Below are 26,241 nucleotides of genomic sequence, written 5' to 3'. Positions count from 1 at the left end.
TCAAGCAGCGAATTGCAAGGCGGCCAGCCGGGCGTACACGCCGTTCTGGGCGACCAGGGCCGCATGCGTTCCCTGTTCGACGATCCCGCCGTGGTCCAGCACCAGGATTCGATCGGCTTTCTGGACGGTGGCGAGACGGTGCGCAATGACGATCGTCGTGCGGCCTGACATCGCGGATTCGAGCGCGGCTTGCACCATGCGCTCGCTCTCGGCGTCGAGCGCACTCGTCGCTTCATCGAGCAGCAGCAGCGGCGGATTCTTCAGCATGGCGCGCGCAATTGCGATCCGTTGGCGCTGGCCGCCCGATAGACGGACACCTCGTTCCCCAAGGAATGTGTCGTAGCCTTCGGGCAGCGCCCGCAGGAAGCCGTCCGCGAAGGCCGCCTTGGCTGCGGCGTGCACTTCTTCTGCGCTCGCCTCCGGACGGCCATAGCGAATGTTCTCGAAGGCGCTGGCCGAGAAGATCACAGCGTCCTGCGGCACCAGGCCGATGCGCGTGCGAAGCTCGTCCAGCGACAACGAGGCGAGTGGCGTTCCGTCGAGCGCAATTCGCCCTGATTGTGGGTCGTAGTAGCGCAGCAGCAGTTGGAAAACCGTACTTTTGCCGGCGCCGCTGGATCCGACCAGTGCCACCGTTTCGCCGGGCTCCACGGACAGGTTGAAGTCCCGCAGGGCGTGCGTGCCTGGACGCGACGGGTAATGAAAGCTCACGGAATCGAAGCTGACTGCACTCCCGGCTTCGGGAATCGGCGCCCGTATTGGCTGGTCGGGCGACAGGATGACGGGCTTGGCGTGCAGCAGTTCCATCAGCCTCTCGGTGGCGCCGGCGGCGCGCAGCAGGTCGCCGTAGACCTCGCCGAGGACAGCCGCCGCGCTTGCCAGGATGATCACGTAGACAACGGTCTGGCCGAGGTGGCCGGCGGTGATGTCGCCGTGCAGCACGGCCTGGGTCCCTTGGTACAGCCCCCAGAGCAACGCCGCCGATGTCGCGATGATGATGAAGGCCACCAGGACGGAGCGTGCCTTCGTGCGGCGGACGGCGGTGCGGAACGCACTGTCGGTCGACGCATCGAAACGGGCCGCTTCGCGGCTTTCAGCGGTATAGCTTTGCACCACCGGTATGGCGTTCAGTACCTCGGCTGCAATGGCGCTCGAATCGGCCACGCGGTCCTGGCTGGCGCGGGAGAGCTTGCGGACACGACGCCCGAACCACATGCTCGGCAAGACCACCAGCACCAGGATGCCGAGCACCTGCACCATCACATATGGGTTGGTCCAGATCAGCATAGCCAAGGCGCCGATGCCCATCACCGCGTTGCGCAATCCCATGCTGAGCGAGGAACCGACCACCGTCTGAACCAGCGTGGTGTCGGCCGTGAGGCGCGACAGCACTTCCCCGGTTTGCGTCGTCTCGAAGAACACCGGGCTCTGGCGCAGGACGTGCGCATAGACGGCATTGCGCAGGTCGGCCGTCACGCGCTCGCCCAGCCAACTCACCGTATAGAAGCGGGCCGCCGAAAAGACACCCAGGGCCACTGCAACGGCGAAAAGCGCGACAAAGTGATCGCGCAGCGCCATCGTCTGTTCGCCCTTGTCGCCGGGCACCAGGCCGCCGTCGATCAGGCTGCGAAGCGCTACAGGAAACACCAGCGTTGTCGCCGCCGCCAGGACGAGGAAAACGGCCGCCAGGCCAATCTGGACGCGGTAGGGCTGCAGGAAAGGGGCCAGCCCCGACAGGGACTTGGGAGCGCCTTTGCCGGGCAAAGGAGAAGCAGGGGAAACCATGGCCCGATTCTAGCTATCGGTTGCCAGCTCAAAAGTCGCCTTGACAGTAATTGTCGCGGCAACTAATATTGAGAAATGTCTGATCCAAAGCATTCCGCCCCGGTTTCTTCGCCAGGCAAGCTGCCGGAAGTCAGGGCCTTCTACAAGGCGGAGAACTATCGCGCGGAGGAAAGCATTGGCTACATGATGCGGCGGATCCTGACCGCGGTGGGCCAGTCCGTTGAAATCCACATGTGCGAGCCGGGCAGCCCGACCTATCCACAATGGGTTCCATTGCACAAGCTGCACATCGGGCAGGCCACGACGGTCGCTGAACTGGCCCGCGAATGCCAGCTCGATACCGGTGCCATGACCCGGCTACTCGACCGCCTCGAGGCCAAGGGCTTGTGCCGGCGAGTGCGTTCCGTAGCCGATCGGCGCGTGGTCAACATCGAACTCACCGATGAAGGTCGCGCTGCCGCAGAAGAGGTGCCCCATGTGCTCAGCCGGGTGCAGAACGAGCATCTCGCCGGATTCACGGACGAAGAGTGGCAGCAACTCAAGAGCTATTTGCGCCGCATCCTTGATAACGCACAGGCCCTGTCGGCCCGTGGAGAAAAAGATGATTCAACTTCTTCCTGAAGGCGCATTGCGCCATACGACCGCTGTGGCGGCCGCGGTGCTCGCGCTCGGATTGGCCGGCTGCGCGGACATGGGCAACATCCCTTCGCAGGCCAAGCTTCGCGATGCCGCGTCGCTGGGCCTTACACCCACGCCGGCCACGCCGGCCGCTCCGGCCGTCAGCGCTGCCGCCCCGACGCTCGACAGCCAGTGGTGGCTTGCGTTCGGCAATGCGCAACTCGATTCGCTGATCGCCCAGGCGATCAAGGGCAATCCCAGCCTGCAAGTCGCGCGCGCCCGACTGGCCCGTGCGCAAGCCACTGTCTCCGCTACACAAGCCGCCGACAAGCCCCAGATCAATGGCGAACTCGACCTGACGCGCCAGAAATTCAGCGGCAACTACATCTATCCGGCGCCGCTGGGCGGTTCGGTCCAGGAAACGGGCGGACTTCAGCTCAATGGCAGTTGGGAACTCGACTTCTTCGGCAAGAACCGCACCGCGATCGAAGCCGCCATCGGTTCTGCCAATGCCGCCAGCGCCGACGCTGACGCCGCGCGCATCCTGCTCGCCAGCAACGTCGCACGGAGCTATGTCCAGTGGGCGCGCCTGCATGATCAACTGGCAGTCGCCGAGCGCACGCTCGCCCAGCGGGAAGAAGTCTTCAAGCTGGTGCGCGACCGCGTAGCCGCCGGCCTTGATACCCGCCTGCAGTCGAAACAGAGCGAAGGCGCCATTCCCCAGGCACGCCAGCAGATCGAGTCGTTCCGCGAGCAGATCGAGATCGCCCAGCATGCACTCGACGCGCTGGTGGCGCAGCCCGGCGCGACCGCGGCCCTGGTTCCGCCGGCGCTCGACAGCCTCAAGACAATCGCGCTTCAGCCGACCATCCCGGCCGACCTGCTGGGGCGTCGCGCGGATATCGCCGCCGCACGCTGGCGCGTCGAAGCGGCGACCAGCGACGTCGCCAACGCGAAGACCCAGTTCTATCCCAACGTCAATCTCGTTGCGTTCGCCGGTTTTTCCAGCATCGGCTACGGGAACCTTCTCAAGTCGGACAGCCAGCAGTGGGGCGTGGGTCCTGCCATCCGCTTGCCGATCTTTGAAGGCGGCAGGCTGCGCGCCAACCTGCGCGGCAAGGAAGCCGATCTGGACGGCGCAATCGAGAGTTACAACTCGACCGTGCTCGACGCAGTGCGCGACGTGGCCGACCAGGTCACGAGCGTGCAATCGGTCGTGCGGCAGCAGGCCCAGCAGCGCGAGTCGCAGGATGCTGCAGAAGCGGCGTATGACATCGCTGTGCAGCGCTACAGTGCGGGTCTCGGCAATTTCCTCGACGTGCTGACTGCCGAAACGACCGTGCTGATCCAGCGCCGCGAAGGCGTGGATCTTGCGGCACGTGCGCTCGACAGCCAGGTCGCCCTCGCGCGCGCGCTGGGCGGAGGCTGGCAGCCCACCGCCGACACGACTGCCGCCGCTGAATCCACGCCCAAACACCCCTGAATATCGCCCTGAAGCCGAAAGACATTGCCATGGAAAACAATAACGTCGCCGAGCCCGTCGCACCTGAAGCGCCGGCCCCCAACAACAAGCGCCGCCGTGCACTGACCGCACTCGCATCGATCGTCGTTCTCGCCGGTGCGGGGTGGGGCGTGTACGAGTGGCTGGTCGCCAGCCACTATGAATCGACAGACAACGCTTACGTGCAGGGCAACGTGATCCAGATCACGCCGCAGATCGGCGGCACGGTGATGGCGATCATGGCGGACGACACCGATCTGGTGAAAGCCGGCCAGCCGCTGGTTCAGCTCGATCCGTCCGACGCCAAGGTGTCGTTCGACCAGGCCGAGGCAGCGCTCGCGCAAGCCGTGCGCCAGGTTCGCACCCTCTACGTCAACAATGCGTCGCTGGCGGCACAGGTGTCGCTGCGCCAGGCTGACATCGTCCGCGCGCAGAGCGATATCGCCCGTGCGCAGGATGACCTCAAGCGCCGGCAGGCGCTGTCGGGCAACGGTGCGGTGTCGAAGGAAGAACTCAACCACTCCGAGACCGCCCTGGCCAATGCCAAGAGCGCGCTCGCGGCCGCGCAGGCCAGTGTGCTTGCAGCACGCGAACAGCTCGCGAGCAACCAATCCCTGACCGAAGGCACCAGCGTGGAACAGCACCCGAGCGTTCAGGCCGCCGCGGCCAAGGTGCGCGAGGCCTATCTCGCCACGCAGCGCGTCGCGATGCCAGCGCCGGTCGAAGGCTACGTTGCCAAGCGCACGGTGCAACTCGGCCAGCGCGTGGCCGCCGGCACGCCGATGATGTCGATCGTTCCGCTCAACCAGTTGTGGGTCGATGCCAACTTCAAGGAAGTGCAACTTCGCAACATCCGCATCGACCAGCCCGTGAAGCTCACGGCCGACCTGTACGGCAAGAAAGTCGAGTACGACGGCCGCGTTGCCGGCCTCGGCGTCGGCACCGGCGCGGCCTTCGCGCTGTTGCCCGCGCAGAACGCTACCGGCAACTGGATCAAGGTGGTGCAGCGCGTGCCCGTGCGCATCGCGCTCGATCCGGAACAGCTCAAGGCAAATCCGCTGCGCGTCGGCCTCTCGATGGATGCCGAGATCGACGTGAGCCAGAAGGGCGGCAAGATGCTCGCCGACGCACCCCGTGACAGCGCGCTGGTCCAGACGCAGGTCTACAGCAAGCTCGACCATGGCGCAGACGCCGAAGTCGAACGCATCATCGCTGCGAACATGGGTCGCGATGTTCCGCGCAAGGCTCCGGCCTCGAACTCGAACAATCACGGCACCCCGGCCGCCTCGCAGGCTCAACCCGGCTGATCGAGCGGACCCGCGCGATGTCGAACGCCCCGGTTTCCCAACCGCTCCCGCCGCTCGAAGGCTCCGCCCGGCTGTGGGGCACGATCGCGCTCTCGGCCGCGACTTTCATGAACGTGCTCGACACGTCGATCGCCAACGTCTCGCTGCCGGCCATTGCCGGCGACCTGGGCGTCAGTTCGACCCAGGGCACCTGGGTCATCACCAGTTTCGCGGTGTCGAATGCGATTGCCGTGCCGCTCACGGGCTGGCTGACGCAGCGTTTCGGCCAGGTGCGCCTGTTCATGGCCAGCGTTCTGCTGTTCATCATCACCTCGTGGCTGTGCGGCCTGGCGCCAAACATGACGACGCTCATCGCGTTCCGAGCGCTGCAGGGCTTCGTCGCCGGTCCGATGATTCCGCTGTCGCAGACACTGCTGCTGTCGAGCTATCCGCGCGCGAAGGCTGGCCTCGCCATGGCCATGTGGTCGATGACCACGCTGGTGGCGCCCGTCATGGGGCCGCTGTTGGGCGGCTGGATCACCGACAACATCTCCTGGCCCTGGATCTTCTATATCAACATCCCCGTCGGCCTGCTTGCTGCGGCCATCACCTGGGGTCTCTACCGCAAGCGCGAAAGCGGTACGCGCAAGGTGCCGATCGACGGCATCGGACTCGCGCTGCTCGTCCTGTGGGTCGGCTCGCTTCAGCTCATGCTCGACAAGGGCAAGGAGCTCGACTGGTTCCATTCGCCAGTGATTCTCACGCTTGCGATCCTGGCCAGCGTCGGCTTCGCCTTTTTCCTGGTCTGGGAGCTGACCGACAAGCATCCGGTGGTGGACCTGTCGCTCTTCAAGCGGCGCAACTTCTGGTCGGGCGCCTTTGCGACGGCGGTGGCCTATGGCCTTTTCTTCGGCAACGTGGTCATCCTGCCGCTGTGGCTGCAGCAATTCATGGGCTACACGGCAACGCAGGCCGGCATGATCATGGCGCCCGTCGGCCTGCTGGCGATCTTCTTCTCGCCGATCGTCGGCCTGACCGTGGCCAAGGTCGATCCGCGCCGCTATGCGACCTTCTCGTTCCTCGTGTTCGCGCTGGTGCTGTGGATGCGGTCGAACTTCAACACGCAGGCCGATTTCTGGACCATCATGATCCCGACGATCATCCAGGGCGTGGCCATGGCGTTTTTCTTCATCCCACTGGTGACGATCACCTTGTCGGGCCTTACGCCTGATCGGATCCCGGCGGCGTCGGGCCTGTCGAACTTCCTGCGGATCACCGCAGGCGCGATCGGAACCTCGACCGCCACCACCGTGTGGGAGAACAGGGCGGCGCTGCACCACGCGCAGCTGGTCGAGTCGGTCACCCAGAGCAGCGGAGCCGCCAGCAGCGCCATGGCTGGCCTCGGAAGCAGCGGATTCAGTCCCGAACAGGTGCTCGGCCAGCTCAATCGCATGGTCGACCAGCAGGCGTTCATGCTCGCGTCCGGCGACGTGTTCTACGGCTCCGCCATCCTGTTCCTGGTCCTCATCCCCTTGGTCTGGCTCGCCAAACCCACCCGCGGCCCCGCCTCCGCCGACGCCGCCGCCGGGGCGCATTAGAGCCCACCCCCAGGCTCGCGCACTTCGTGTCGCTCTCCACCCCCTTGCAGGGGGCGCTGCCTGCGGCCCGGCAGAGCCGGTTCCACGGCAACCCACGCAACGCGGGGGCAAAGCGTGCCGAAACACACTCAGGGCAAGCGCAGCGAAGCTCGTTCGTGAAACACCGCGGAACCGGCTTTGCCGGGCCGCTGGTGTTGCCCCCGGTCGGGGGGAGGCGCTGCGACACGAAGTGCGCAAGCCTGGGGGCGAGCCAGGTAAGCATTTGCCCCAGTAGGCAAGTTTTTGCGGCGCTGCAAACAATGCGGTCGGCGCAACCATGGTGGTGCGCACAGATGGACTGCATGACTGATTTTTCCTGCCAGCACACGGGCGACCGCGCGAGATGAGCGACATCATTCTCGAAACACGCCAGCTCACCAAGGAATTCAAGGGCTTCACCGCGGTCAGCAACGTCAATCTTTCGGTCGTCCGGGGTTCGATTCACGCGCTGATCGGCCCGAACGGCGCCGGCAAGACGACCTGCTTCAACCTGCTGACGAAATTCCTCGAGCCAACCTCCGGGACCATCCTGTTCAACGGACAGGACATCACCAACGAACGTCCGGCGCAGATCGCGCGGCGCGGGATCATCCGATCGTTCCAGATCTCCGCGGTGTTTCCGCACCTCACGTTGCTGGAAAACGTGCGCCTGGGCCTGCAGCGAGCGCTCGGCACTTCCTACCACTTCTGGAAGAGCGAAAAGTCGCTCACGCCGCTGAATGATCGGGCCCGCGCATTGCTGGCCGAAGTGGGGCTCGAAGACCTGGCGGACGAACTGACGGTGAACCTGCCCTACGGCCGCAAGCGCGCGCTGGAAATCGCGACCACGCTGGCCATGGAGCCCGAACTGATGCTGCTCGACGAGCCCACGCAAGGCATGGGCCACGAAGACGTGCATCGCGTGGCCGATCTCATCAAGCGCGTGTCCGCCGGTCGTACCATCCTGATGGTGGAGCACAACATGAGCGTGGTCTCGACCATCGCCGACACCATCACGGTGCTGCAGCGCGGCGCCGTCCTGGCGGAGGGGCCCTACGCCGAAGTCTCCAAGAATCCGCAGGTCATGGAAGCCTACATGGGCACCACCGACGGCCAATTGCAGGGGGCCCACTGATGGCGACCCCCGCACTTGAAATCAAGGGACTGCAGGCTTGGTACGGCGAGTCGCACGTCCTGCACGGCGTCGACATGGTCGTGCAGCCCGGCGAAGTCGTCACGCTGCTGGGCCGCAACGGCGCCGGACGCACCACGACGATGCGCGCCGTCCTGGGCCTCACGGGCGCCCGCAAGGGCAGCATCAAGGTCAATGGCACCGAAACCATCGGCATGGCCACGCACCGCATCGCCCACCAGGGCATCGGCTATTGCCCGGAAGAGCGCGGCATCTTCGCCAGCCTCTCGTGCGAAGAGAACCTGCTGCTGCCGCCAGCCCTGAAAGGCGCGGGGCAGGGCATGTCGGTGGACGAGATCTACGCGATGTTTCCCAACCTGGCCGAGCGCCGCCACAGCCAGGGCACCCGACTGTCGGGCGGCGAGCAGCAGATGCTGGCGGTCGCGCGCATCCTGCGCACTGGCGCGAAGCTCCTGTTGCTCGACGAGATTTCCGAAGGGCTTGCGCCGGTGATCGTGCAGGCGCTCGCCCGCATGATCCACACGCTGCGCGGCAAGGGCTACACGGTGGTCATGGTCGAGCAGAACTTTCGCTTCGCCGCACCGCTGGCCGACCGCTTCTACGTGATGGAGCACGGTCGCATCGTCGAGAAGTTCGCTGCCGCCGAACTCGACGCCAAGATGCCGGTGCTCAACGAACTGCTCGGCGTTTGATTTTCTCAACCCCTTCGTTGGAATGGAGTTCCCCATGAAGAACCAACTCACCGCCTTGACACTGGCCGTCGCCGCCCTGGCACTCGCTTCGGGTGCGGCGCACGCGCAGGAGAAAGTGAAGATCGGCTTCGTCACCGACATGTCCAGCCTCTACGCCGACGTCGAAGGCAAGAATGGCGCGCTCGCCATCCAGATGGCGATCGACGACTTCGGTGGCAAGGTGCTGGGTCAGCCCATCGAACTCCTGACCGCCGACCACCAGAACAAAGCGGACATCGCGGCATCGAAGGCGCGCGAATGGATCGACACCGAGGGTGTGACGATGGTCTTCGGCGGCACGAATTCCGGAACCGCGCTCGCGACGGCCAAGGTGGCGCAGGAGAAGAAGCGCGTCTATTTCAACAACGGCGCGGCGACTTCCGCCCTGACCAACGAGCAGTGCAGCCCCTACACCGTGCACTACGCCTATGACACGGTGGCACTGGCGAAGGGCACCGGCGGCGCGGTAGTCGAACGGGGCGGCAAGAGCTGGTTCTTCCTGACGGCCGACTACGCCTTCGGCCACGCGCTCGAAGCCGACACCGCGGCGGTCGTGAAGGCCAAGGGCGGCACGGTGGTCGGGGCGGTGCGCCATCCGCTCAATGCATCGGATTTCTCGTCCTTCCTGCTGCAGGCGCAGAACTCGAAGGCGCAGATCCTCGGCCTCGCGAACGCGGGCGGCGACACCATCAACTCGATCAAGGCCGCGAAGGAATTCGGCATCGGCAAGACCATGAAGACGGCAGGCCTGCTGATCTTCCTGAGCGACGTGCACAGCCTCGGCCTCAAGAATACCGAAGGCCTGCTGCACACCACGAGCTGGTACTGGGACCTGAACGACGACACGCGCAAGTTCGCCAAGCGCTTCTTCGACAAGACCAAGCGCATGCCGACCGACGTTCAGGCCGCCGACTACTCGGCCACCATGACCTACCTGAAGGCCGTGCAGGCCGCCAAGACCACCGACGCCGACAAGGTGATGGCCCAACTCAAGAGCATGAAGCTCGACGACTTCTACGGCAAGGGCCAGATCCGCGCCGATGGCCGCTACGTGCACGACATGTACCTGGTCGAAGTGAAGTCGCCCGCGGAATCCAAGCAACCTTGGGACTACCTCAAGGTGAACGCCAAGCTGCCGGGCGACCAGGTCTTCACCACGAAGGCCGATTCCAAGTGCGCTCTTTGGAAATAGGGCTCGCCCCCAGGCTGCGCGCACTGCGTGTCGCTTCGCCTACCCCCTGCCGGGGGCGGGCCGGCCGCTTCGGGCGGCCGGGCGCGGCGGCCCCCCGACTAGATAGAAACGTTCCCCTACCAATCTGAGATAACCATGAAAAAGACAATCGCACTTACCGCCGTTTCCCTTGCCGTCGCGTTCGCGACCGGCGCCGTGCAGGCCCAGGAAAAGGTCAAGATCGGCTTCATCACCGACATGTCGAGCCTCTATGCCGACGTCGAAGGCAAGTTCGGCGCGACCGCGATCCAGATGGCGATCGATGACTTCGGCGGCAAGGTGAACGGCCTGCCGATCGAGCTGCTCACGGCCGACCACCAGAACAAGGCGGACATCGCGGCGTCCAAGGCGCGCGAGTGGATCGACACCGACAACCTCACGATGCTGTTCGGTGGCACGAACTCCGGCACCGGCCTGGCCATGGCAAAGGTGGCGCAGGAGAAGAAGCGTGTCTTCGTCGTCAACGGTGCCGGCAGCTCGGCGCTCACCAACGAGCAATGCAGCCCGTACACGGTTCACTACGCTTACGACACCGTGGCGCTCGCCAAGGGCACCGGCGGCGCGGTGGTGGCCAGCGGCGGCAAGAGCTGGTACTTCCTGACTGCGGACTATGCCTTCGGCGCCGCGCTCGAAGCTGACACCGCCAAGGTCGTCAAGGAAAAGGGCGGCACAGTGGTCGGCGGCGTCAAGCATCCGCTCAACGCATCGGACTTCTCATCCTTCCTGCTGCAGGCGCAGAACTCCAAGGCGCAGATTCTCGGCCTGGCCAACGCGGGCGGCGACACCATCAATGCGATCAAGGCCGCGAAGGAATTCGGCATCACCAAGACCATGAAGATGGCGGGCCTGCTGGTGTTCATCACCGACATCCACAGCCTGGGTCTGAAGAACACCGAAGGCCTGCTGCTCACCACCAGCTGGGACTGGAACCTCAACGAGCAGACACGCGCCTTCGGCAAGAAGTTCTTCGACAAGACCAAGCGCATGCCGACCGACATCCAGGCCGCCGACTACTCGGCCACCATGACCTACCTGAAGGCCGTGCAGGCTGCGAAGACCACCGATGCCGATAAGGTGATGGCCGAACTCAAGAAGATGCCGATCAACGACTTCTACGCCAAGGGCAACATCCGCCCGGACGGCCGCTTCGTACACGACATGTACCTGATGCAGGTCAAGTCGCCGTCCGAGTCGACGCAGCCGTGGGACTACTACAAAGTCGTTGCCAAGCTGCCCGGCGAGGAAGTCTTCACGACCAAGGCCGAAAGCAAATGCGCCGTATGGAAGTAACGCTCGCCCCCAGGCTGCGCGCACTGCGTGTCGCTACGCCAACCCCCTGCCGGGGGCGGGCCGGCCGCTTCGAGCGGCCGGGCGCGGCGGCCCTCTGGTGAAGAAGGTCGCTCCCGGTTGTTAAGACGTCCATGAACATTTCTCTTCCTGCCTTGTTGAGCCAGCTTCTGTTGGGGCTGGTCAACGGGTCGTTCTATGCCATCCTGAGCCTTGGGCTCGCGGTGATCTTCGGGCTGCTCAACGTCATCAACTTCGCGCACGGCGCGCTGTTCATGCTGGGCGCCGTGTCCACCTGGATGGCGATGAACTATTTCAACGTCAACTACTGGGTGATGCTGGTGGTGGCGCCGATCATCGTGGGGCTCTTCGGCGTGATCATCGAGCGCCTGCTGCTGCGCTGGATCTACAAGCTGGACCACCTCTACGGCCTTCTGCTCACGCTCGGCCTGACGTTGCTCATCGAAGGCGTGTTCCGTTCCATCTACGGTGTCTCCGGCCTGGCCTACGACACGCCGGACGCGCTGGAGAGTGCGACCGATCTCGGCTTCATGATCCTGCCCAACTACCGTGCCTGGGTGGTCGTTGCTTCGCTCGTCGTCTGCTTCGCGACCTGGTTCGTCATCGAGAAGACGCGGCTCGGCGCCTACCTGCGTGCCGGCACCGAGAACCCGCGGCTGGTGGAGGCCTTCGGCGTCAACGTGCCCCTGATGATCACGCTGACCTACGGCTTCGGCGTCGCGCTCGCGGCGTTCGCCGGCGTGCTCGCCGCGCCGGTGATCCAGATCTCGCCGCTGATGGGGCAGAACCTCATCATCGTGGTGTTCGCGGTGGTCGTGATCGGCGGCATGGGCTCGATCATGGGCGCCATCCTCACAGGGCTCGGGCTCGGCGTGATCGAGGGGCTGACCAAGGTGTTCTATCCGGAGGCTTCCTCCACCGTGGTGTTCGTGATCATGGTCATCGTGCTGTTGATTCGTCCCGCCGGCCTGTTCGGCAAAGAAAAATAAGACGGCAGCCGCATGAAGAAACTTTCTCTTGTCATCTACCTGCTGCTGCTCGTCGCGCTGATCGTGGCGCCGTTCGCCGGGGCCTATCCCGTGTTCGTGATGAAGCTCATGTGCTTCGCGCTCTTCGCATCGGCTTTCAACCTGCTGCTGGGCTACACCGGACTTCTGTCCTTCGGCCATGCGGCCTTTCTCGGCGGGTCGGCCTACGTCGCTGGCCATGCGATGAAGGTGTGGGGCCTGACGCCCGAACTCGGGCTCATTGCAGGCACGGTCACCGGCGCGCTGCTCGGCTGGCTCTTCGGTGTGCTGGCGATCCGTCGGCAGGGCATCTACTTCGCGATGATCACGCTGGCGCTCGCGCAGATGGTGTTCTTCGTCGCGCTGCAGGCCAAGTTCACCGGCGGGGAGGACGGCCTCCAGGGCGTACCGCGCGGCAAGCTGTTCGGTGTGATCGATCTGCAGAGCGACCTCACGATGTACTACGTGACGCTCGTGATCGTGGTGGCTGCCTTCCTGCTGATCGTGCGCACCATCCACTCGCCCTTCGGGCAGGTGTTGAAGGGCATCAAGGAAAACGAGCCGCGCGCGCTCTCGCTGGGTTACGACGTGAGCCGATTCAAGCTGCTGGCCTTCGTGATCTCGGCGGCACTGTCGGGCCTCGCCGGTTCGCTCAAGACGCTGGTGCTGGGCTTTGCCACGCTGTCCGACGTGCACTGGAGCGCCTCGGGCCAAGTCATCCTGATGACGCTGGTGGGCGGTCTCGGCACGCTGTCCGGTCCGCTCGTGGGCTCGGCCGTGGTGGTGTTGCTCGAGAACAAGATCGGCGAGCTTGGCCACCTGCTGGCACGCATCACCACCATCGACTGGTTCAACACGCTGGGCGAATCCGTCACGATGGTCACCGGTCTGATCTTCGTGATCTGCGTGCTGGCGTTCCGGCGCGGGATCATGGGCGAGATCATCGCCTTCATCGACCGCAGGCGCGGGGTGGCGAAGGGCTGAGCGGAGCTTTCAGCGGGCGTCGATGGGCAGGACGATGGTTTCACGCCGCCCTTGCAGGGCCTGCTGATGCATGGCGCGCAAGATGGCGTCAAGGTGCCGCGCAAAGCGCCGGGGCTGGAACAAGGATGAAGCCGGCACGCGTTCGGCCAGCGTGGCACGCAGGGCGTGGCGACGCGGCGCGTCCTGCGCCAGGGCAATCGCCAGTTGCGTGTAGCTGGCGCTGTCCGTGGTCACCAGTTCGGGCAATCCCACCGTATGTAGCAGGCTGGCCGCCATGCGGCTCACGAAGGTGCCGCCCGTGCGCGTGACCAGCGGCACGCCCGCGCGCAGAACGTCGCTGGCCGTGGTGCCGGAGTTGTACGGATAGGTATCGAGCGCGATATCTGCCAGCGCGATCCGGGCCTGATGCGCGGGCAGCGGCCGGCGTTGGGCGAAGACCAGGCGATCCGGCGCAACGCCGCGCCGGATGGTCTCATCGCGCAGGTTCCGGATCGCCGTCTCGGAGCCGGGAGGCGCCAGCCACAGCACGCTGCGCGGTACCGCCTGCAGTATGTGGCACCAATCGTCCCATAGCTGTGGGGTGAGCTTGAACACCTGGTTGAAGCTGCAGAACACCAATGCATCGTCGGGCAGGCCTTCGTCGGAGCGCGTCGGCGGGGCCGCCAGGGGCGTCAGCGCGCCGTTGGGCTGATAGCACTCGGGCATCAGGGCCAATGCTTCGCTGAAGTGGTGCGCCAGGGCGGGCGGCGTGGCGATGGCATCGCCGATCACGTAGTCGGCCAGGCGCGGCTCGCCCAGGCTGCCGATGTAGCCGATCCATGAGGCGATCACGGGGGCAGGCCGAAGGGCGGTGATGCCGAGTCGCGCATGGGTGGTGTAGCCGGTGAGGTCGACCAGCACGTCGATGCCGTCATCACGGATGCGCCGCGCGGCGTCGACGTCATCGATGGCGCCAATGTCCGTGAAGTGGTCCGCGGCCTCCTGCAACGCACGGCGCGGCGCGTCGTCGATCTGCGGGCCGTAGGCGTAGAGAAACACCTCGGATTGCGTCCGGTCATGGGACGCGATCACCTCGGTCACGAGATGCGCCACCGGATGGTTGCGGAAATCGGCAGACAGGTAGCCGATGCGCAGTGCGCCTTCGCGCGGCGAGGCGGCGCCAACCAGTGGCGGCTGTGCCAGGGCCCAGGCCCATTGCTGCCGTGCGAAGCGCAGCGCTGCGTCGCGCTGCAATCCGGCACTGCATTCCGGCAAGGCGAGCAGGTACAAGGGGGCGAGCTTGCTGGACTGATCCGTTTCCAGCGCTGCGATCAGGTCCTGGACCCTCGGCCGGTCCTCGGCATCCCAGTCCGCCAAAGTTCGACGCAAGCCCAGTGCATTCCCTGTGAATTGAGGACTTTGCGGCTGCAAGGCGATGGCCTCCCGGTAGTACCGCAGCGCTTCCTCGGGCCGGTGCTGGCGCTTGAGCAAGTCGGCCAGGTTGCCGATCGCCGGCAGGAATCGAGGGTCGAGTCGCAAGGCCTCTCGATAGCTTTGCTCGGCCGCTTCGAAATCCTTGCGGTTCTCCAGTTCGAAGCCCAGGTTGGTGTGGGCATTGGCGTAGTCGGGCTGCGCGGCCAGGGCCTGCCGGTAGCAGTTGATGGCCTCGTCCCGTCGCTCGGCCCGGAAGCTGCGCGCCAGGAGGTTGCCCAGGTTGTTCCAGGCCTTGGCCTGTCGAATGTCCAGGGCCACGGCACGTCGGTAGGCCGCTTCGGCTTCGTCGGACCGGTGCAGCGCGTTCAGCGTCATTCCGAGATTGGTATGAGATTCGGCGCCCGCGCCGGCCGCAACGGCCGCCTGGAGGTGGCGTTCGGAGCCCTCCATGTCCCCCCGCAGGAAGCAGATCGTACCCAGCAGCGACAGGCCATCCCGATGAGCGGGCGCTTGCGGCAGGAGCTTGTCTCGACAAAGTGCAGATGCCGCATCCAGCTTGTTCTGTCGGTACAGCGCCAAGGCCTGCGCATACAGGACGGCAGGCGTTGCCTGATTCGAAGCCGCCGCGAATCGGGAGAGCAGCGGATGGGGCTTGGCGGAGCGGACTCTTTTCATGGGCTTCCAGAGGCGAAGGCCTTGCGCAGTCTAGTGACCCGACGTCTTGTTCTGATCCGATTCAGGGCTCGTCAGCGGAAACGGGTAGCTTCCCGGGACCTATCGAGAACGCACTCTGGCACGCGAGGCGGTTTCCTCGCAATTCCGACGAATTGGCGGGATCGCCTTGCCGTTGGCCTCGCTACGGAGCCTTCGGATGCGTGCAAAGCTCCCTCTTCGAGAGGAGAAGAAGCGACGGTTTGGGATCAGTCTGATGGCTTGTGGCGGGCGGCCGTCCTACCATCGATATCTTGCTGTCACACAAGTCCGGGCCCTGAGCGCCCGGCGGCTTGCACCTCGCAAGCCTGCCCGCAGCGTCGCCCCGGGGGCGACGCTGCGAAGGCTCTCACCGACATTCAGAGCCGCAACGGCTGCGCGTAGCCGGTGAGTTCGAGATACCCGCGCCCCACCGCCTTGCCGCTCTCATCGAGCAATTCACTCAAGCCCTCCCAGTACACGGTGCCGGTCGAGCCCTGGCTGTCGAGTTCCTGGTCATCGAGCAGGGCGCGCACGGAAAACGTGCCGGCGGGCGTCCGGATGCGCCATCGAGTCGGATACACCGCCCGGGTTCGCGGGCTCGTCCATGTGCCTTCGGCGTCGAAGCGCGACGCATCCGGCCCGAACACCTGCTGATGTCCGTCGGCGGTGCGCAGCGAACCGCCGGTCCACAACGTCGATCCGTCGCGGCGCCGTATGCGAAAGGCCATCAACGCACTGCCGTCGAACAGATTCATCCCGATCCAGTCCCAGCCCGCCGCATCCGGGTGCAGGTAGGCGTCGCTCCACTCGTGATCGAGCCAGGCGCTGCCCTGTATGTCGAACCGTCGCCCCTGCAGGCTCAGGCTGCCCTTCGCCGCGAGATGGGGCTCGCTGTAGTAGTAGCTGGCCTGATCGGGGTCAGGGCCCTTTCGCGAGAGGCCCGCGCTGCCTTGGAGCATCACCGGCTGCGTGGGGTTGAAGCGCAGGTCTAGCGAGAATCCGTCGGCCGGCAGGCGGGCCGCGTAGCCTTGACCATCGCGCCGCAGGGTCCAGTCACGAAGGCGAACATCCGTATCGGTTTCGGACGCGGACGCCACGCCGAAGCCCGCGCGCGCGATGCGCTGGTCGTGCCACAGCTTGCGTCCTTCGAGATCGGTGATGGCCGCGTGCGCGAAGATCAGTTGCTTCGCCGCAAAGGCAGAGCGCATCGACTGCGTCGCTTCGACACGCGATCGAAAGAAGGTGAGCTGGAATCCGAATTCGCGCGCGCCAGCGTTCGCATGCCCTGTGATGTACCACCACTCGGTACGCAAGTCGGGATGGCTGCCGAAGTCACGCGGGAACTGCATGGTGCGCGGCGGCAATGCCCACGCTGCCGGCGCCCCGAGCGCGGACAACAGCACGGCGCGTCGCGACAAGCCATGGGCCCGCATGCTCATGTCATTCCCCGAGCGCGGCGTCGATCCGCCGCTGAGCTTCGCCGACATCACCGAAGGCCTGCTGCACCCACGCGGCATCGTGGTAGCTCGGCAGATAGCGTTCCCCCGAATCGCAGAGGAGCGACAGGATCGAGCCTTGCTTCCCGGCCTCGCGCATCTCGCGGGCGAGCGCCAGCATGCCGACGAAGTTGGTACCGGTAGACGGTCCGACCCTGCGACCGAGCAGCGTCGAAAGCGCACGCATGGCGGCAATCGAATCGACGTTCGGCACTTCCATCATCCGATCCACCAGCGTGCGCACGAAACTGGGCTCGACGCGCGGCCGTCCGATGCCTTCGATGCGCGACCCGGGTGCTGTCGACGAAGCATCGCCGCTCGCGTGATAGGCAGCGAACACCGAGCCTTCGGGGTCGACGACGCACACCTGCGTGTCATGGCAGCAATAGCGCACGTAGCGGCCGATGGTCGCGCTGGTGCCGCCGGTGCCCGCGCCCACCACGATCCACGCCGGCACCGGATGCCGCTCGCGCGTCATCTGCTGGAACATGCTCTCGGCGATGTTGTTGTTGCCGCGCCAGTCGGTGGCACGCTCCGCGTAGGTGAACTGGTCCATGTAGTGGCCGCCGCGGCGCTCGGCCAGGGCGCGCGCTTCTTCATACACCTCCCCTGCACGATCGACGAAGTGGCACTCCCCGCCATGGAAGGCGATCTGCGCCACCTTCTCCGGCGATGTGCTGCGTGGCATCACGGCGACGAAGGGCAAGCCGAGCAGCCGTGCGAAATACGCTTCGCTCACTGCGGTGGAACCGCTCGATGCTTCGACGATGGTGGTGCCTTCGCGGACCCAGCCATTGCAGAGCGCGTAGAGAAATAGCGAGCGCGCAAGCCGGTGCTTGAGACTGCCGGTCGGATGGGTCGATTCATCCTTCAGGTAGAGGTCGATGCCGGCCGACGCGAAGCCGGGCAGCCGCAGCGGTATCAGGTGCGTGTCGGCGCTGCGCCTGTAGTCGGCCTCGATGCGGAGGATCGCGGTGCCGAGCCAGCCGGCGCTGCAAGAGGAGGAGGCATTCATTGGCACATTCTCGGCCAATCGATTCAGAAGCAGCGCCTGCGCGCCATTGCAGCCTTCAACGTGCTTTGCCCCTGGCTCACCAGTCTTCCTTGACCGCCATCACCGCATCGTGCCCCGCCGCCGCGCGGCCGGCCAGCCATGCCGTGATCGTGCCTGCCGCCAGCACGGCCGCGCACAGCGCGGCGAGCCGGGCCCAGGGCACGAGAAGATCCATGGTCCAGTGGAAGCTCTGCGGGTTGACCACGTGCACCAGCACCACCGACACCGCCAGGCCCAGCACCAGTCCGGCGAAGGCGCCGATCGCGGTCCACGCCGCGCCTTCACCGGCCACGATCGCGAGGACCTGCGCGCGCGTGAAGCCCAGGTGTGCGAGCAACCCGAACTCCTTTCGCCGCGCCAGCACTTGCGCACTGAAGCTGGCGGCGATGCCGAACAGCCCGATGCCGATCGCCACGGCCTGCAGCCAGTAGGTGACGGCGAAGCTGCGATCGAAGATGCGCAGCGAAGTCGCCCTGATCTGGCCGACCGAGGCCATCTCGACCGGCTCGCTCGCACCGAGTTCGCGCGCTGCAAGTGTGCGCACGGCCTGCGCGGCCTGGCCGACATTCGTTCCCGGCGCGAGCCAGAGCCCGACATCGCTCACGTTGCGCTCGCCGGTAAGTCGCTCGAAGTCGCGCGCGTCCATCGTGATAGCGCCGAACTGTCGGACATAGTCGCGCCAGACACCGGCGACGAAGAAGACGGGTGGTGACGTCTGCTCGCCTGCTTTGCCGGGCGTCCAGACGCGCGCCAGCGGCTCGAAGATCCGGCCCGGCTTCGCGCCATACAACTCGACCATCGCCTCGCTGACGTAGATGCCGATCTGACCCGCCGGCACCGGAAATGCCGCCCCCAGCAAGGGCAGCGAGCGGCCGGCATCTTCGTCGAGACTGCGCGCAATGAGCATGACGGCAGGCCGTGACGGATCCAGCAGCAGCGGCCGCGTGCGCAACGTGCCCGTGCGCACGACGCCCGGCAAACGACCGAGCGACTGCACGAAGGCCGGAGCGAACGTCGCCTGCTCGCTCGTCGAGCTTCCACCGGCCGCACTGCGCACATAGAGGTCGGCCGGCAGCACCACGTCGAGCCAGCGCGTGACCGAATCGCGGAAGCTCGCGACCATGACCGTCAACGCGACCGCGAGACTGAGGCTCGCGACCACGCCGCTGACCGCCACCGCCGCCGTCCCGCGCATGCGTCGCGCGCGCTCGATCGCCAGCAGCGGCAATACGCGTCGCGCGAACAGGGGTGCGAGCCGGTCGTAGAGCAGGGCGATGAGCCACGGCAGCGCCGCGATGCCACCCACCAGCAGAAAGCCGACCGAGAGATAGGCCGCGATGGGAATGCCGAACACGGCGGGCGCCGTGGCCAGCGCCGCGCCGGCGGCAATCAGCAGCAGAGCCACGCGATGACCTGCGCCGCGTGCCGGTGCAGCGCCCAGGCCTTTCAGCGTCTGGGCTTCGGGCAGCGCCTGCGCGGCGCGTGCGGGCCACCAACCGCCGACGCCGGCCGCCAGCACACCGAGTGCACCGTAAAGCACCGCTGCGCCCGTGCTCCAGCGCAAGGTTGGCGCCACGCCTTCAAAGTAGCCGCCCCCGAGATCACCGCCCAGCACCTGCAGCGCAAACTGGGCGAGCGCGGCGCCCATCGCGATCCCGGCGATGCTGCCGATCAGGCCGAGCACGAGGGACTCGGCCAGCACCAGTCTCAGACGCTCGCGTGGCGTGACGCCGAGTACCCCCAGCAGCGCGAACTGCTGCGCCCGCTTGGCGACGCTCAGGGCCAGCACCGAGAACACCAGAAAGGCCCCGGTGAACAGGGCCACCAACGCGAGCACGGTGAGATTCACGCGGTAGGCGCGCGAGAGGTTGCTCACCCGCTGCGCCGCATCGCCTGGTTCCGCGATCTGGATACCCACCGGCCAGCCCGGTGACTCGCGCAGCGAGCGTATGAAGACCGCGCGGTCGGCGCCCGGTGCGAGCCGCAGGTCGACGCGGGTGAGTTGTCCGCCCCGGCCGAACAGGTCCTGCGCCGCGCCGATGTCCATCACCGCGAGCGAGGCACCGCCGGCGGCGACCTGCCCGGCGACATCGAGTGTCTGCCATTGGGCACCGACGCGTACCTGAACAGTCGTCGCGTTCTCTCCCAGCGACTTTCTGGCGGCAGCGTTGAGAAACACATGGCCCGGCGCCAGCAGCGCCAGCCGATCGCCGCCCTCGACGGGGCGCGGCATCAACGCGGGCGCGATGGTCGGCAACACCAGCGCATCGATGCCGACCACGCGCACCGGCACCCGCCGCTCGCCGGCCAGTGCCACGCCCTGCACCTCCAGCACCGGGCTGGCGAGCACCACTTGCGGATGCTGCGCCACCTGCGCGAAGACCGCCTCGGAGAAGCTGCCCTGCGCAGCACGCAGTTCGAGGTCCGGCTGACCGTTGACCGAGCGCACCGCGCTGGAGAATTCGTCCAGTGCCGAGGCGTTGATCAACTGCACCGAGAAAGCCAGTGCGACCCCGAGCATCACCGCGACGACCGCCGCCGCATTGCGCCATGGGTGGTGGCGCAGTTCCTGCCAGGAGAAAGTGGAAAGCAGCGCCTTCATGCGAAGCGATTCTCGCCTGCCGCGACTGCTAGCATCCGTCGGCTACAACAACGAGGAGACAACCCCCATGTTCCGTATCCGGCGCACGCTTGCGCTCGCGGCCTTCAGTGCCTGTCTTTGGAGCTCGATGTCCAACGCCCAGAACCCGCCTCCCGCATTGCCCGATCCCGCCACGACCACGGTCGATGCGATGGGCTGGATGCAGGGCTTTCCGCCTCCGCCGGACAAGCTGATCACCTTCGACAATCCGGCCGGCGGCGTCTATCCGCGCACGCGGTGGTCTTTCTCGCACGTTCGCGAAACCGTTCCGACGCGGAACGTGTGGCGCGGCGGCGGCCAGCCGAGTCCCTTGGCCGCCGCGCCGCGCGATCTCGACGGCTTGCCCTTCAAGACGCTGGGCGGCGTCGACATGACTTTCGGCCAGATGATCACCGGCACCTACACCGATGGGATCCTGGTGCTGCATCGCGGCCGCGTGGTCTACGAGAAGTACTTCGGCGCGCTCACGCCCGAGCGTCCGCATCTGGCAATGTCGGTCACCAAGTCCTTCGTCGGCACGCTGGCGGCCATCATGGTGGCCGAAGGCGCCCTCGACCCGGCCGCACCCGTCACCAGGTACATCCCCGAACTCAAGGATGGCGCGTACGGCGATGCCACCGTGCGCCAGGTGATGGACATGACCATCGGCGTGCACTACTCCGAGAACTATGCCGATCCCAAGGCGGAGATCTGGGACTACGCCCGCGCCGGCGGCATGTTGACGCAGGGCCCCAACTACACAGGGCCCAAGTCCTTCTACGAGTTCCTGGGCACGCTCAAGAAGGAGGGCGCGCACGACGAAGCATTCGCCTACAAGACGGTCAATGCCGAGGTGCTCGCCTGGATCCTGCGCCGGGCGAGCCAGAAATCACTCGCCGACCTCATGAGCGAGAAGATCTGGCGCCGCATCGGCGCCGAAGAGGACGCCTACTTCATGGTCGATCGCATAGGCACCGAATCCGGCGGCGGCGGGCTGAACACCACGCTGCGCGATCTCGCCCGTTTCGGCGAAACCATGCGCAACGACGGTCGTGCCAACGGGCAGCAAGCCATTCCCAAGGCGGTGGTCGAGGACATCCGCCGTGGCGGCGATCGCGCCAAGTTCGTCAAGGCCGGCTACCCGCTGCTGCAGGGCTGGTCGTATCGCGACATGTGGTGGGTCACGCACAACGCGCACGGCGCCTTCATGGCGCGGGGCATCCACGGGCAGAGCATCTACGTCGATCCCAAGGCGGAGATGGTGATCGTGCGCTACGCGGCGCATCCCATTGCCGCCAATGGCGCGAACGATCCGCTCACGCTGCCGGCATTCGATGCGGTGGCGAACTACCTGATGGCGCAATGACCTGCCTTCAAAGGCGGCTGGACACTGCGGCGAGGTAGGCGCGGACCGCCGGGCTGGCACTGAGCCCTGCCGCACGCGCGTAGGCCCGGCCTGCTTCTTCAGCGTCGCCGGCCTGGCCCAGCAGGTGAGCCCGGGCCGCCCAGTAGGGTTGGTAGTTGGCGACCTCGCCCGCGGCGAGCGTGTCGAGTGCACGCAGGCCTTCGGCCGGCCCCGCAGCCACGGCCACCGCACAGGCGCGACTGACCTGCGCGCCGATGCTCGGGCGCAAGGCAAGGAGGCCGTCGTACAGCGCCACCAATGCATCGGGCGGCACATGCGCGCCCAGGCGCCGCGCACAGTGTGCGGATTGGATCGCGGCCTCCATCTGGTAGGCGCCGACCGCGTTCATCGATGCCGCGGCGCGCAGCGCCTGCTCGGCCTGATCGCGCATCGGGCGATCCCAGCGTGCGGTGTCCTGCACATCGAGCGGCACGTAGTCGCCCATGTCACTGCGCCGTGCCGCCACGCGACTTTCGCAGAACAGCATCAGCGCGAGCAGGCCCAGCGGCTCGGGTTCGCGAGGCATCAGGCCGCAGAGGATGCGGCACAGGTCGATCGCCTCGGCCGTCAGGCCGCGCTGCGTGGCGTCGGCGCCATCGACATCGTCCCAGCCGGTGCCGTAGGCGGCATAGATGCCGTCCAGCACATCCTGCAGCCGCTGCGGCAGATCGCCCGCGCGCGGAAACTCGAAGGGGATGCCGGCGGCCCGGATGCGGGCCTTGGCGCGCACCATCCGCTGTCCGAGCGTGGCCGGCGCGATGAGGAAGGCGCCGGCCATCCGAACGGCGTCCAATCCCAGCACGGTCTGCAGCATCAGCGGTGCGCGGGCCGCCGCGTCGATGGCCGGGTGCGCGCAGACGAAGAGCAGGCGCAGCCGTTCGTCCGGCACGGCATCGCCGCCCGATGCCTCGTCGCCGAGTTCATCGGTCAGGAGCAGCAGGGTCTGCGTCGCTTCGTCCTGCACCCGACTGTGCCGCCAGGCGTCGAGGGTGCGGTTTCGCGCGACGCTCAACAGCCAGGCTTCGGGCCGCTCGGGCACGCCGTCCACCGGCCAGCGCTCGAGTGCACGCGCGAAGGCATCGGCGAGCGCGTCTTCCGATGCAGCGATGTCGCGCGTGCGCGCCGAGAGAATGGCCACCAGCCGCCCGTACGACTGTCGCGCGGCCTTCTCGGCGGCCGCGCGTGCTTCCTGAAGCTGAAGCGCCGGGCCGGTCACATGTCCGGCGTGGTGAAGACCGGGCGCACTTCCACGCCGCCGGTGCTTGCGCAGGGCGCGCGCGCCGCCCATTCGAGGGCCGCGTCGAGGTCCGGCACCTCGATGACGAAGTAGCCGCCGAGTTGCTCCTTCGTGTCGGCAAAGGGCCCGTCCTGCACCTGGCGCTTGTCGCCGCGCACGCGCAGTGTGGTGCCGGTCATCGGCGGGGTGAGGCCGTGGCCGTTCAGCACGACGCCCGATTGGCGGATCGCGCCCACGTAGGCCATCCAGCTGGCTCGATAGGCCTGCGCAGCAGCATCCTCCCGTTGGTCGAATTCCGACTGGGGCTGGTAGAACATCAACATGTATTGCATGGCAACTCCGAAACTTGAAGAACACGAGCAGGATCGCTCACACCAATGACGTAACGCAAGAGGGCATTTCGACAGGGCCCTCGCAAGTTTTTTGCGATGCGGAGGTAAGCTCCGCGCCATGCAGACACTCCCCAGCTACGACGACGTGATCGCTGCCGCCGCGCGGCTCGAAGGCCATGCCCACCGCACGCCGGTGCTGCGCTCGCGGACCGCGGACGCCCGCTGGGGCGCCGAGTTCTTCTTCAAGTGCGAGAACTTCCAGCGCATGGGCGCCTTCAAGTTTCGCGGCGCGTTCAACGCCCTGTCGAAGTTCGATGCCGCCCAGCGCAAGGCTGGCGTGATCGCCTTTTCGTCCGGCAACCACGCACAGGCCATCGCGCTCGCCGCGAGCATCCTCGGAATGCCGGCCGTCATCGTGATGCCCAACGACGCCCCGGCGGCCAAGCTCGCCGCCACGCGCGGGTACGGCGCCGAGGTGGTGCAGTACGACCGCTTCGCCGAAGACCGCGAGGCCCTCACGCGGCGCCTGGCCACCGAGCGCGGCATGACGCTGATCCCGCCCTACGACCATCCCGACGTGATCGCGGGGCAGGGCACGGCGGTAAAGGAACTGATCGAGGATGCCGGCCCGCTCGACGTGCTCTACATCTGCCTGGGCGGCGGCGGCCTGACGGGAGGCTCGGCGCTGTCGGCCCGCGCCCTGTCTCCGGACTGCAGGATCTTCGGCGTCGAGCCCGAGGCCGGCAACGACGGCCAGCAGTCGCTGCGTGCGGGCCACATCGTGCACATCGAGACGCCGAAGACCATCGCCGACGGCGCGCAGACCCAGCACCTGGGCGAATACACCTTCGGCATCATCCGCCGCGACGTGAACGACATCGTGACGGTGAGCGATGCGCAGCTTGTCGATGCGATGCGCTTCTTCGCCGAGCGCATGAAGATGGTGGTCGAGCCCACGGGCTGCCTTGCGTTCGCAGCTGCCTGCGCGGCAGGCGACGCGATTCGCGGCGCCCGCGTCGGCGTGATCATCAGTGGCGGCAATGTCGACCTGGAGCGCTACGCTGCGCTCCTTGCCGGCTCGGACGCCTAGCGTCGAATTCCTTCGGCACTCAGGTGCAGGATGCGGTCGGCGCGCGCCGCCGCGGCTTCCGAGTGCGTCACCAGCACCAGCGATGCGCCGTGCTCGCGCGTCTGCGCGATCAGCACGTCCATCACGCGGGCGGCGGTGGTCGGGTCGAGATTGCCGGTCGGCTCGTCGGCCAGCAGCAGCGAAGGGCGATGCACCAATGCGCGCGCGATGGCGACGCGCTGCAACTGGCCGCCGCTGAGTTCCTGCGGCAGTCGCTCGCCCAGTCCCGACAGCCCGACCGCATCGAGCATCTGCGCCACTCGCGCGTCGCCGGCGGGGCCTCGTTGGCCGAGCAGCATCAAGGGCAGCCCGACGTTCTGCGCGACATCGAGGTGCGGCAGCACGTGGAAGGCCTGGAAGACGAAGCCCACGTGCCGGCGGCGCCAGATCGCCCGCGCCTCGGCATCGAGCGCGCCGATGTCCGTTTCGTCGTGCGCGACGGTGCCCGAGTCCCAGCTGTCGAGCCCGGCCATGCAGTTGAGCAGGGTCGACTTGCCGACTCCCGATTCGCCGACGATCGCGACGAACTCGCCGGTCGCGACGTGGAGCGAAACATGCTCGAACACCGGCACGTCGCCATAGTGCTTGCCCAGGTCGGTGATGCGCAGCGTCATGCGATGTCGATCACCTGCCGCACGACCTGCGCGATGGCGTCCGGCGCTTCCGCGGCGATCACATGGCGCTGCGGCATGCTGCGCAGCCAGGTGATCTGGCGCTTGGCAAGCTGGCGCGTGGCCGCAATGCCGCGATCGCGCAGTTCGGTGATGGGCCATGCGCCGTCGAGCGCTTCCCAGGTCTGGCGATAGCCGACGCAGCGCATCGAGGGAAGGTCCGCGACAAGATCGCCCCGCGCGCGCAGCGCCTGAACCTCGGCGATGAAGCCGGCCGACAGCATCGCGTCGAATCGCGCGGCGATGCGTTCGTGCAGCCATGCGCGATCGGTGGGTTCCAGGGAGATGAACGCGGCGGCTTGCCAGCCACTGTCGCTGGCGCCCGCGGCATGAAAGCTCGACAGTGGTCGACCGCTGCTGTGCCAGACCTCCAGCGCGCGTTGGATGCGCTGGCTGTCGTTGGGCGCCAGCCGCGCGGCGGTGATGGCATCGACACCAGCGAGTCGGGCGTGCATCGCCGGCCAGCCGAGTTCGGCGGCGTCGGCTTCGAGCCGTTTGCGTACATCGGGGTCGGCCGCGGGCATGGCATCGATGCCGTCGGCGAGCGCCTTGAGGTAGAGCATCGTCCCGCCGACGAGCAGCGGCAGCCTGCCGCGTGCATTGATCTCGCCGATCAGCCGCTTTGCATCCTGCACGAAGGCGGCGGCGCTGTAGGTTTCGCTCGGATCGCGGATGTCGATCAGGTGGTGCGGGACTTCGGCGCGTTCCTGGGGTGTGGGCTTGGCGGTGCCGATGTCCATGCCGCGATAGACCAGTGCCGAATCGACGCTGACGATCTCGATCGGCCGCACGCGCGCGATGGCCAGCGCGGCCGCTGTCTTGCCCGACGCGGTGGGGCCAGCCAGCGCGACATGGCGCTGCGAGGCGGGGGTGGGTGACGGGGCGCGGGCACGCGGCGCGCTTTGCGAAGGGGCCGGTGCGGCAGGGGGCGGCATGCGCCCAAGGTTAACAAAGCCCGCGCGAAGAGCGCA

The 26,241-nt window shown here is 66.6% G+C and carries 21 protein-coding genes; 12 read left to right on the top strand and 9 right to left on the bottom strand.

The window, feature by feature from the left end:
• A complete protein-coding gene (locus AC1D3B_RS01015) occupies window positions 1-1,785 on the bottom strand; it encodes an ABC transporter transmembrane domain-containing protein (protein ID WP_478188803.1) in 1,785 nt (594 codons plus the stop codon).
• A 75-nt stretch (window positions 1,786-1,860) separates the two neighbouring features.
• Here AC1D3B_RS01015 and AC1D3B_RS01010 point away from each other — a divergent pair, with 75 nt between their 5' ends.
• From AC1D3B_RS01010 to AC1D3B_RS00965, 10 genes are all read left to right on the top strand, one after another.
• Entirely contained in the window at window positions 1,861-2,406 is a 546-nt protein-coding gene (locus tag AC1D3B_RS01010; RefSeq protein ID WP_478188802.1) for a MarR family winged helix-turn-helix transcriptional regulator, read from the top strand.
• Entirely contained in the window at window positions 2,387-3,886 is a 1,500-nt protein-coding gene (locus AC1D3B_RS01005; RefSeq protein WP_478188801.1) for an efflux transporter outer membrane subunit, read from the top strand. The genes AC1D3B_RS01010 and AC1D3B_RS01005 overlap by 20 nt, the downstream gene beginning before the upstream one ends.
• A gap of 29 nt (window positions 3,887-3,915) precedes the next feature.
• The gene (locus AC1D3B_RS01000; protein ID WP_478188800.1) at window positions 3,916-5,211 is read left to right on the top strand and encodes an EmrA/EmrK family multidrug efflux transporter periplasmic adaptor subunit; all 1,296 of its coding nucleotides are present in this window, start codon (window positions 3,916-3,918) and stop codon (window positions 5,209-5,211) included.
• A gap of 17 nt (window positions 5,212-5,228) precedes the next feature.
• A complete protein-coding gene (locus tag AC1D3B_RS00995; protein ID WP_478188799.1) occupies window positions 5,229-6,788 on the top strand; it encodes a DHA2 family efflux MFS transporter permease subunit in 1,560 nt (519 codons plus the stop codon).
• A gap of 382 nt (window positions 6,789-7,170) precedes the next feature.
• Window positions 7,171-7,941 carry an ABC transporter ATP-binding protein gene (locus AC1D3B_RS00990; protein WP_478188798.1) on the top strand — a complete coding sequence of 257 codons (771 nt, stop codon included), beginning with the start codon at window positions 7,171-7,173 and terminating at the stop codon, window positions 7,939-7,941.
• Window positions 7,941-8,651, top strand: a complete 711-nt coding sequence (locus AC1D3B_RS00985; RefSeq protein WP_478188797.1) for an ABC transporter ATP-binding protein — start codon at window positions 7,941-7,943, stop codon at window positions 8,649-8,651. Before AC1D3B_RS00990 ends, AC1D3B_RS00985 begins: the two co-directional genes overlap by 1 nt.
• A gap of 34 nt (window positions 8,652-8,685) precedes the next feature.
• The gene (locus AC1D3B_RS00980; RefSeq protein WP_478188796.1) at window positions 8,686-9,882 is read left to right on the top strand and encodes an ABC transporter substrate-binding protein; all 1,197 of its coding nucleotides are present in this window, start codon (window positions 8,686-8,688) and stop codon (window positions 9,880-9,882) included.
• 135 nt (window positions 9,883-10,017) lie between these two features.
• The gene (locus AC1D3B_RS00975) at window positions 10,018-11,211 is read left to right on the top strand and encodes an ABC transporter substrate-binding protein (RefSeq protein WP_478188795.1); all 1,194 of its coding nucleotides are present in this window, start codon (window positions 10,018-10,020) and stop codon (window positions 11,209-11,211) included.
• A gap of 131 nt (window positions 11,212-11,342) precedes the next feature.
• Complete coding sequence (locus tag AC1D3B_RS00970) at window positions 11,343-12,218, top strand: branched-chain amino acid ABC transporter permease (protein ID WP_478188794.1); 876 nt, start codon at window positions 11,343-11,345, stop codon at window positions 12,216-12,218.
• Window positions 12,219-12,230: 12 nt separating this feature from the next.
• Window positions 12,231-13,220 carry a branched-chain amino acid ABC transporter permease gene (locus AC1D3B_RS00965; RefSeq protein WP_478188793.1) on the top strand — a complete coding sequence of 330 codons (990 nt, stop codon included), beginning with the start codon at window positions 12,231-12,233 and terminating at the stop codon, window positions 13,218-13,220.
• 9 nt (window positions 13,221-13,229) lie between these two features.
• Here the strand turns inward: AC1D3B_RS00965 and AC1D3B_RS00960 are convergent, their stop codons facing one another.
• The 4 genes from AC1D3B_RS00960 to AC1D3B_RS00945 all read right to left on the bottom strand — a co-directional run bounded on the left by AC1D3B_RS00960 (window position 13,230) and on the right by AC1D3B_RS00945 (window position 20,478).
• Window positions 13,230-15,308: an O-linked N-acetylglucosamine transferase, SPINDLY family protein gene (locus AC1D3B_RS00960; RefSeq protein ID WP_478188792.1), complete on the bottom strand. Its 2,079-nt coding sequence runs from the start codon at window positions 15,306-15,308 to the stop codon at window positions 13,230-13,232.
• A 395-nt stretch (window positions 15,309-15,703) separates the two neighbouring features.
• On the bottom strand, window positions 15,704-16,759 hold the full coding sequence (locus tag AC1D3B_RS00955) for a lipocalin-like domain-containing protein (protein ID WP_478188995.1): 1,056 nt from the start codon (window positions 16,757-16,759) through the stop codon (window positions 15,704-15,706).
• 7 nt (window positions 16,760-16,766) lie between these two features.
• Entirely contained in the window at window positions 16,767-17,837 is a 1,071-nt protein-coding gene (locus tag AC1D3B_RS00950; protein ID WP_478188791.1) for a PLP-dependent cysteine synthase family protein, read from the bottom strand.
• Window positions 17,838-17,913: 76 nt separating this feature from the next.
• Window positions 17,914-20,478 carry an FtsX-like permease family protein gene (locus AC1D3B_RS00945; RefSeq protein ID WP_478188790.1) on the bottom strand — a complete coding sequence of 855 codons (2,565 nt, stop codon included), beginning with the start codon at window positions 20,476-20,478 and terminating at the stop codon, window positions 17,914-17,916.
• Between the two features lie 67 nt (window positions 20,479-20,545).
• Here AC1D3B_RS00945 and AC1D3B_RS00940 point away from each other — a divergent pair, with 67 nt between their 5' ends.
• Window positions 20,546-21,862 (top strand): serine hydrolase domain-containing protein, encoded by a 1,317-nt coding sequence (locus AC1D3B_RS00940; protein WP_478188994.1) that lies wholly within the window; start codon window positions 20,546-20,548, stop codon window positions 21,860-21,862.
• 7 nt (window positions 21,863-21,869) lie between these two features.
• On the opposite strand, the gene AC1D3B_RS00935 is transcribed toward AC1D3B_RS00940, so the two are convergent.
• Both AC1D3B_RS00935 and AC1D3B_RS00930 read right to left on the bottom strand, forming a co-directional pair.
• Window positions 21,870-23,117 carry an RNA polymerase sigma factor gene (locus tag AC1D3B_RS00935; RefSeq protein WP_478188789.1) on the bottom strand — a complete coding sequence of 416 codons (1,248 nt, stop codon included), beginning with the start codon at window positions 23,115-23,117 and terminating at the stop codon, window positions 21,870-21,872.
• Window positions 23,114-23,470 carry a YciI family protein gene (locus tag AC1D3B_RS00930; RefSeq protein WP_478188788.1) on the bottom strand — a complete coding sequence of 119 codons (357 nt, stop codon included), beginning with the start codon at window positions 23,468-23,470 and terminating at the stop codon, window positions 23,114-23,116. Before AC1D3B_RS00930 ends, AC1D3B_RS00935 begins: the two co-directional genes overlap by 4 nt.
• A gap of 118 nt (window positions 23,471-23,588) precedes the next feature.
• Here AC1D3B_RS00930 and AC1D3B_RS00925 point away from each other — a divergent pair, with 118 nt between their 5' ends.
• Window positions 23,589-24,560 carry a threo-3-hydroxy-L-aspartate ammonia-lyase gene (locus tag AC1D3B_RS00925; protein WP_478188787.1) on the top strand — a complete coding sequence of 324 codons (972 nt, stop codon included), beginning with the start codon at window positions 23,589-23,591 and terminating at the stop codon, window positions 24,558-24,560.
• On the opposite strand, the gene AC1D3B_RS00920 is transcribed toward AC1D3B_RS00925, so the two are convergent.
• Together AC1D3B_RS00920 and miaA are read right to left on the bottom strand one after the other, a co-directional pair.
• Entirely contained in the window at window positions 24,557-25,213 is a 657-nt protein-coding gene (locus tag AC1D3B_RS00920) for an ABC transporter ATP-binding protein (protein ID WP_478188786.1), read from the bottom strand. The two genes, AC1D3B_RS00925 and AC1D3B_RS00920, sit on opposite strands and share 4 nt — an antisense overlap.
• The gene (gene miaA / locus AC1D3B_RS00915; protein WP_478188785.1) at window positions 25,210-26,205 is read right to left on the bottom strand and encodes a tRNA (adenosine(37)-N6)-dimethylallyltransferase MiaA; all 996 of its coding nucleotides are present in this window, start codon (window positions 26,203-26,205) and stop codon (window positions 25,210-25,212) included. The genes AC1D3B_RS00920 and miaA overlap by 4 nt, the downstream gene beginning before the upstream one ends.
• Window positions 26,206-26,241 lie beyond the last annotated feature (36 nt).

This window comes from Variovorax sp. P5_A3, assembly GCF_056400665.1.
This window is presented reverse-complemented; position numbering and strand designations above follow the sequence as displayed.